Source organism: bacterium (assembly GCA_021372775.1).
GTDB lineage: Bacteria > Acidobacteriota > Polarisedimenticolia > J045 > J045 > JAJFTU01.
Genome location: JAJFTU010000090.1, coordinates 1 through 1,635 on the forward strand (window position 1 = coordinate 1; position 1,635 = coordinate 1,635).

Annotated in this window: 3 protein-coding genes; 1 reads left to right on the plus strand and 2 read right to left on the minus strand. The window is 71.6% G+C overall.

Annotated elements, in window-relative coordinates; translation table 11 throughout:
* Positions 1-415: OPT/YSL family transporter (locus LLG88_03300; GenBank protein MCE5245933.1), on the minus strand; the 415-nt coding region annotated here is incomplete at its 3' end.
* Positions 416-533: 118 nt separating this feature from the next.
* Here LLG88_03300 and tpx point away from each other — a divergent pair.
* Positions 534-1,043 (plus strand): thiol peroxidase, encoded by a 510-nt coding sequence (tpx, locus tag LLG88_03305; protein MCE5245934.1) that lies wholly within the window; start codon positions 534-536, stop codon positions 1,041-1,043.
* A 225-nt stretch (positions 1,044-1,268) separates the two neighbouring features.
* On the opposite strand, the gene LLG88_03310 is transcribed toward tpx, so the two are convergent.
* Positions 1,269-1,635: CHAT domain-containing protein (locus LLG88_03310; GenBank protein ID MCE5245935.1), on the minus strand; the 367-nt coding region annotated here is incomplete at its 5' end.

The following is a 1,635-nucleotide window of genomic DNA, read 5'->3' on the forward strand; positions in this document are numbered from 1 at the left end:
CGCCGAGGACGCCGCCGAAGAGCGCGACGAGGAAGAGCTTGAAGAGGTCCACCGGCAGCCCGAGGATGAACAGCCCCGGCAGCGTGAAGATCGAGCCGGCGACGATCAGCCCCGAGGCGGCGCCGATCGACTGGACGATCACGTTCTCGAGGATCGTCGAGCGGCGCGGGAAGAGCTGCCCCAGCCCGACCGCGAGGATCGCGATCGGGATCGCGGCCTCGAACACCTGCCCGACCTTGAAGCCGAGGAAGGCGGCGGCGGCGGAGAAGAGGGCGGCGAAGAAGACGCCCATCGAGACCGAGCGCGGCGTCCATTCGCGCATCGCCTCGCGCGCGCCGACGAGCGGCTGATATGTTTCGCCGGCGTTCAGTTTGCGGTAGGCATTGTCGGGGAGCGTGCTGCGCCCTGTTTCCATGCATCCTCCGTGGCGGGTCCCGGCATTTTGGGGTTTATTTGCCCCCCCGGGCAACAGTGGACGTAAGTTTTATCCCCTCCGCGCGCCACCCCGCGCGGGGCCATTCAAGGAGAACGCGATGTCGGAACGCAAGGTCACGATGAAGGGGAACCCGCTTGCGCTCGGCGGCGAGCCGCTCCAGGTCGGCCAGCCCGCCCCCGCCTTCACCGCCCTCAAGGCCGATTTGACCCCGTACAGCCCGGCCGAGGACAAGGGGAAGGTCCTGATCATCAACTCCGTGCCGTCGCTCGACACGCCGGTCTGCCAGGCGCAGACCCGCCGTTTCAACGAGGCCGCCGCCTCGCTCGGCCCGAACAGCAAGGTGCTCGTGGTTTCGATGGACCTGCCGTTCGCCCAGGGCCGCTTCTGCTCCACCGCCGGGATCGAGAATCTCCAGACGCTGTCCGACCACCGCGACGCGGCGTTCGGCAACGCCTTCGGGATGATCATCCCCGCGCTGCGTCTGCTGGCCCGCGGCGTGACGGTCGTCGATCAGAAGGGGATCGTCCGCTACCACGAGACGGTGCCCGAGATCGGCCAGGAGCCCAACTACGAGGCCGCGCTCGCGGCCGCCAAGACGCTGCTCTGACGAGCGTCGCGCCGCGCCGCGGCGCATCGACGCAGGACGCGAAGGGCCGGCCGCAAGCCGGCCCTTTCCTTTGCCCCGGCCGCGGGAGCGATTCGCCGAACGGGAACCGCAAGCCGGCCCTTCCCTATGCCCGGCCGCGGGAGCGACGCGAACGGCCGCGCGCCCCGACCGACGGCCTCGCGCCCGACTGCAAGCCCGCGGGCGCAAGAGCGGCGCGTCGCGGAGCTACTCCGCCGCGACGAAGGCGCCCCAGTAGAACGGGCTCGTCGCGCCGCGCGCCGCGCGCCGCGCCTTCAACTGCTCGAGCTCGGCCGCCGCCAGCGCCTCCGCCGCGTCGAGGCCGCGCAGCAGCCGCGCCCGGTAGAGGCCGTCCATCAGGCGGCTCGTGCGCTCGTCCTGCACCGGCCAGAGGCTCATCACGACGGTGCGCGCCCCGGCCACCTGGAACGCGCGCCGCAGCCCGAGCACCCCTTCGCCGATCCGGACGTCGCCGAGGCCGGTGTCGCAGGCCGAGAGGACCGCCCAATCGACGCCCCCGAGGTCGAGCGTGGCGATCTCCTCGGCGGTCAGCACGCCGTCGTCGTCGCCGCTC